This window comes from Streptococcus oralis, assembly GCF_001578945.1.
In the GTDB taxonomy this organism is placed as follows: Bacteria; Bacillota; Bacilli; order Lactobacillales; family Streptococcaceae; genus Streptococcus; species Streptococcus oralis_Q.
On sequence record NZ_KQ969550.1, the window covers coordinates 4,517 to 10,684 of the forward strand.

The 6,168-nt window shown below is 39.7% G+C and carries 5 protein-coding genes and 1 pseudogene; all 6 read right to left on the minus strand.

From position 1 onward, the window contains the following. Positions 1-60: 60 nt before the first annotated feature. Positions 61-237: a hypothetical protein gene (locus tag SORDD16_RS00010; RefSeq protein WP_061451848.1), complete on the minus strand. Its 177-nt coding sequence runs from the start codon at positions 235-237 to the stop codon at positions 61-63. Positions 238-305: 68 nt separating this feature from the next. Then, positions 306-1,634 carry an accessory Sec system glycosylation chaperone GtfB gene (gene gtfB / locus SORDD16_RS00015; RefSeq protein WP_061451849.1) on the minus strand — a complete coding sequence of 443 codons (1,329 nt, stop codon included), beginning with the start codon at positions 1,632-1,634 and terminating at the stop codon, positions 306-308. Positions 1,635-1,661: 27 nt separating this feature from the next. Then, positions 1,662-3,191 (minus strand): accessory Sec system glycosyltransferase GtfA, encoded by a 1,530-nt coding sequence (gene gtfA / locus SORDD16_RS00020; protein ID WP_061451850.1) that lies wholly within the window; start codon positions 3,189-3,191, stop codon positions 1,662-1,664. A 14-nt stretch (positions 3,192-3,205) separates the two neighbouring features. Beyond that, positions 3,206-3,892, minus strand: coding sequence for a hypothetical protein (locus SORDD16_RS00025; protein ID WP_061451851.1), 687 nt, complete (start codon positions 3,890-3,892; stop codon positions 3,206-3,208). A gap of 389 nt (positions 3,893-4,281) precedes the next feature. Continuing rightward, positions 4,282-5,457: a family 1 glycosylhydrolase gene (locus SORDD16_RS00030; RefSeq protein ID WP_061451852.1), complete on the minus strand. Its 1,176-nt coding sequence runs from the start codon at positions 5,455-5,457 to the stop codon at positions 4,282-4,284. Positions 5,458-5,513: 56 nt separating this feature from the next. After that, positions 5,514-6,168 (minus strand): annotated as a pseudogene (locus tag SORDD16_RS00035) (hypothetical protein); the annotation flags it as partial.

Below are 6,168 nucleotides of genomic sequence, written 5' to 3' on the forward strand. Positions count from 1 at the left end.
AAAGGGCTAAATCGTCAAGATCGGCCTTACCCATCCAAACTTACCCATCCAAAAAGAATTCTAAAGAAAATGTCCCAACTGCATGAGTAGCGTGACTAAAAGTGTGATGAGAAAGAGAATTCCCCCCAAAACGGCAATCAAGCTAAAATCTTGCTTCTCCCTTTTTAGAGGTTTCTTTCGATTATCCAACTGTTCTCGTATATGCTCTTGTAAAATTCCATTATCCTTGTCTGACATACGCTCCTCCTTTTCTATTGATAGAAAGGAACTTGCTTTCATCGAAAGCAAGTCCTCGTCTGATTAACTCATAAAATTGCCTTGTAGGCTTCCAAATCAGCCTGATTGGCCGCCTGTTTTTGTTTAGCAAGAGCAGTCTCCATCTCAGATGGAAGAGAGAGAACTCCCTGAATCTTACCTACCATGGCTGACACATTCTCCACTGGATAGATATGACTTTCTGCAACGAAACGACGATTGTGGCAAGTCGTCTCGAAACTGAGAATCAGCATATTGTTCTCAAAAGCGGTTCGGCTGCCATTGAGAATTTCATCACTGATATTGATATCCAGATACAAGTCACAACGGTCGAAGAGTTCATTAACCTTGGCTGGACGAATATTTGGATAGAGGGAAATATTCGGATAGCGATTCAACTCCATCAAGCGACTTGACATCTCAGTAATTGCTCCAATGTGGAAATGAACATTTGGTAATTGAACCAAAAGTGACTCAATTTGCTCGATTTGGTCACTGTTCGTCAAGATCAAGGCTTCTGGATTCATATTATTGAGACGATGATACTGATAGAGATAGCCAACATTGCGGAAGTAACTCTTTTCTTTCGGTGTTGCAAGCTCAAGAATTTTATCATAAACTTGCTTATCCTGCACCGCGATGCGGATGTTGCGATGAGGTAACTGCATCGCTGCCTTCATATTACCTGGCAACTCATCTCCAATTGGTTCCTGCCAGAAGAGAATATCCTCTGCTCTCCCCTCTTTCGGAGTCAAACCAACAGCTACTAAAAATGGTGTTGCTAGAGAATTATAGATAATGCGTTCTGTATCATACCCACGATATCGCAGATAAAAAATTACAAATTCTTGCTTAGAGTTGAAAATATGGCGTTTTCCATCCAGAGTTAAGACAATATCCTCTGTCAGGTGATTTTCCATGATCACGGTCACATTATCCTGATCAAAGTAACGTGTATGAGTCGGACGTTGGGTATCATCATAGGAAATCTGTGCAAAGAGACGTCCCTTGCGATTGTAAATATCCGCAGCACGTACACGTCCCTGCTCGTCCAACCACTCGACTGCACGCACGCGACGTTCGTGTGTTGGTTGGCGGTAGAAGATATTAGCACGTTTCTTACCCATATCCAGGATTTCACCATTGACATTGCTCGAGCGAATTTCCCACAAATGAGGCTTTGGAACAAGGTTAAAATAAAGAGGTAAATCGTCCTCTGAAGCAACATCTCCAGTAAAGTAACTGTAAGGCGACTCGACATCAGGTGCGAGGTAGCCATCGTCTCGGATAACGACAACAGGACAATCTAGCCCAGTCGCCTTAAGTGAACGTAACAAATCAAAACTCGCTTGATCATAGCGTTCAAATAAACAAATCATAGTGTTTATGCCTTTCTTTTCAAATCTCTACTGATGTTGCGCAGATTGAACAAGATCGTACCAACGCTGAGCGATATGTTCATCAAGATATGGTTCTGCCACCTCGTAGGATACACGGGATAGATCTTCTTGGGAATGTTGAGTAAATAGCTGGACAATCTTTTCTGCGTATTCCGTTGTCATCGCATCCAGATCATCTGGACGCGCCTCAGGGATCAAGTAGCCGTTTTCTCCATCACGGATAAAAGTTGGATTTCCATAGCGCACATCAAAACCAATAATCGGCAAACCAGAGCCAACCGCTTCTAGCAGTGTCAGACCAAAACCTTCACTTGTGGAGGCGGACAAGTAGGCAGAGTATCTCTGATAAATATCTGTCATGCGGTGATGCCCCATCAGACGGATATACCCTTCTGCCTGCAAGTCCGTAATCAACTGTCGAAGCATGCCTTCTTCACCACCCGTACCATAGATATCAAAGGTGATTTCAGGTAGTTTCTCGTGTGCCTTTACTACGGAGTGAATCAACCAATCAATATGCTTTTCACTGGCCAAGCGCGAAGCTGTAATCAATCCAAACGGCTTACGCTCTCCTTCTGGATGACGCAATTGATCCAAACTTCCCACCGGAATAGTCAAGATTTCCTTTGGTTTGATGGTTGTATATTGAGCGAATTGTTCTTTGAGTAGGTTCGTTTGCGCATCGGTCGAGTTAATGATATAGTCCACTTCGTCAGCATATTCGAACTGATACTCATAATAGTTATTCCATAAAATATAGTCTTTCTCAGCAGGATTTTCACTAAAGTGGTCTGCATGAACGATTACGACTAGCTTCGCAGCGCCCTTATTAGCAAAGATAGCTTGACCAATATCTGTCTCTCGGTCTAAGATCAATAAATCTTTGTCCGTCAGAGACAAACTTCTCATAAAATGCGCGACAAACTCTTGCTTAGAATAGAAAACATGATTTGGGAAACGATAGACTTGCGTTTCCTGTTTACCATCGACTTCATTGATGATTTCTTCATAAGCCACACTGCCATCTTCATTGAGCCAGATACGTTGATATAATCGCGCACGACCATCCATCGGACTAAAATACTCGACAAAATTCTTCGTATAAGTGTAGTACTCTTTCTGAATCAAACAGCCACGTGAGACAATTTCGGCGCGTTCAATCAACTCTTTATCCATATCACAGGCATAACAAGTTACAAAATCACCATCACCAAATACTAGTCGAATCGTCTTCATATCGGTGTCGCGAATAATTTCGAGAGGCTCTTTATCGAAACTCGCTAAGACCTGCGCTAACGTATAGGTCGTCGGTGCAATTTTGACATCTGTAAAATGCTGATAAAGCCAGATAACCTCAGAATCTTCAAAGCCGATATTCTTTGTCAAATGTTCAATATTATCAGCAGATATAAAATCCATAAAGATGAACTTTGCTTCTAAGCCAACACTACGAAGCAATTTTGCACGGTAGATCTGTGCATACTCTACACCACTGCTCGCCCAGCCAATCCCTAAATTGATGTTATAAATTGTCATATTTGATTATCCTCTTACAAAAAGTTATCTCGTTTAATTCTCGAAAGACGTTTGATTCTCTTGCCTTTATCATCATCTAACTTATCTTCGTCTTTCTTTTTAGGTTTTGCGCGACGTGAAGTGATGTAGCTGACAGAGATGGTACTATCTGTTCCTGTTTTTGCAAGTGGTTGATCGAGATGGACTTTCTCTCTCTCAGGCACCACCTCTTCTTTCTCCTTAGCAACTTCTTCTGGTCTATCAAGTTCTTGACGTAATTCCTGAATTTTTTTGATGTCTTTTGGCTTGCTATCAATATCATCCAGTTCTAAAAAGTCATCAATTTGATTGATAATATTTTTGATTTTTTCTTTTTGTAAATTGTACAATTTCTCAGCTTCCGCCCGTTTTTTGGTCAGAGTGTCGATTTCTTCGAGAATAGATTCCCTCGTATCCAAATAGTCTTTTTGTGCCTTTTCCAAAACCTCTTTGGCTTCTTTTTCAGCTCTGTCATGCGCTTCAATGACAAGAGATTTGGCATAAATGACTGCTTCGCCTATCTCTTTTTCTTGATTCTTCATAGAGTCAATTTTTTCACGCAGGGATTTAATTTTTTCATTCTTCTTTTGAATTTCATGATCGAACCCTTCCTCCAATGCTTCGATATAATCTTCGACTTCCCTAGCACGGTAGTTACCGAACAATGTTTTCTTCAATTTCATTTTGCTCCCTCTATTCCTTACTTATTCTGTTTTATACTACTATTTCCATTGTAGCACAAAATAGTGTAAATTGCCATTCTTTTCTAAGCCTCAAACAGCGGAAATATTCTGAATAGCTACTAAGCAAAACACGAACTTATCTCGAAACTCATCCATTTCTAAAAAATGTCTGGGACAAAAAAATTTTGACTTTAGGAATTCTATACGATAAATTCTTAGACTTGGTAAATGAAATTAAAAAAGCGAACAAGAAAAAATTCTGATTGTCAGAAAACTATCTTTGTTCGCTTTTTATATTTAAGGTGAGACTTTTGTCCCAGGCTCTTTCAAAAGTAAAAATACGAATGCTACATCTAGACCAAAAAGTGGTCGTGTCATTACTTCCTGTTTTAAAAATTTAATTCCGTCCACGTAAGCGGTGTATAGCCCAGTAATTCCACACCGTCATACTCAACCGTTTTCACAATTTCTTGGATGTTGGTTTTTAGTTCTTCGGTTGCTATACTGTTTGAATCATCCAAGACTACATCATCTTCCACGACAAAGAGTGGTTTTTGGTAACGATCGTAAAGATTGTTCATCACGAGACGAAGTCCCACAGAATCAATGCGATTTTGATTTTGACCATTACTTGCATATTTGTTGATAAAAACTTCTTGGGAATTGCTTGATGCATAATAACTGAAGCTGACAAAGTCAATTTTCCCATCTCTTAGGACAAAGAGGTCATCGTTTTCAATATCCAAGGCGATTTGATCACGTTCCAAACGACGTAAAAAGTGATTTGGGTAGTATCCACGAACCTGCACATCTGTAAATAAATAATTTTCCCTATCTTTGACTTCTGCTTCCATTACATCAATAGCATTTTCAGTTTGCTGACTATAGTTTTTACTAATAACCATCATCCCACCAAACTGAAACTCTGGATTGATTGTTTTTCCGAGCTTGATTGCACGTGCCGAAGCAACTAATTGATAATGAGCTGCTTGCCAAATCACCTGTTCTTGATTGTCATCTGCTCCAAAAGACAATCCCCCACCAAGGAACGGCAAATGGTGCAAAACGTTAAACTCATTGAAGGTAATCCAATATTTCACTTTGTCTTTAAAATACTGAAAAACAGCTTCTGCGTAACGCTCAAAGAGTTCGATCATCTTGCGATTTTTCCAAGCGCCATATTTTTCATATAGATTCAGTGGAAGGTCAAAGTGACTCAAGGTTACAATCGGTTCAATATCTTTTTCTAATACGTCATCGATGATTGCTTCATAATATTTCAGCCCTTCTTCACTCGGCTGCAATTCTTCACCATTTGGAAAGATGCGTGCCCAAGAGATTGAGATTCTGTAGGCATTAAAACCCATTGACTGAATCAAGTTCAATTCTTCTGTATAATCTCTCTGATCTACTGAAGCGAACCTTCCTAGAATATCATAGGATCCTAATGGTACTTTTTTGTAGTCGACTGCCCCATTCAAGACTTCTATCCGATATTGGTCAACTGGTAGTACATCTGTAGTACCCAAACCTTTGTTACTATTTGACATCATATTTCTAATCATAGTGACTCCTTTTGATTTTTATTGTTTCTATTTAGTGATTACAAGTCCTGATATTTTTAGGATGATTTCCCATCTTCCTCTTTTTGAGTAATAGCAGCCAAACTAGACAATTCACTTGCAACATTTTTTAAGTCACGTGCTAGGGGCTGCGAACCTGGTTTGAGTAAGTGATAGAGTTGACGTTCTGTCATCCTTAAATGTGTACCATTTGATTCTGAATAGTGAGACAGATGACTAAGAGAGTCCTGAAAATTTACATCCATTATCAACCCTTCTCTATTTTTATACCCCTGTTTCTCCTCAACAATATGCTCTTGGGACAATCGTTCTTCAGAAATTTCAGATGTCTCCATTTCTTGCGCCTTTTGCTGATGAGCTAGAAGACTCATATCTAGTTCAGAAAGGCTCTTATACAGACGTTCCGAAGTATGCAAGTCATGCGCGAATACTTCTGTTTCCGCCACACTCTGTCTATAGGAACCAAATTCTGATTCTAACATACTATAGGATTGTGATAGGGATGCTTTCCTTAAACTCACCGAATCAGCTACACTCTGACTTTGACTTAAGGATTCAGATATTTGTTGGCTTTGACTTAAGGATTCGGACTCGCTGAGATAGAGGACTTCGCTCAAACTTAACGACTCGGACTCAGAAAGTAGATGAGAAATCACCTCACTCAAGGAAAGAGATTCTGAAACGGATTCCCAC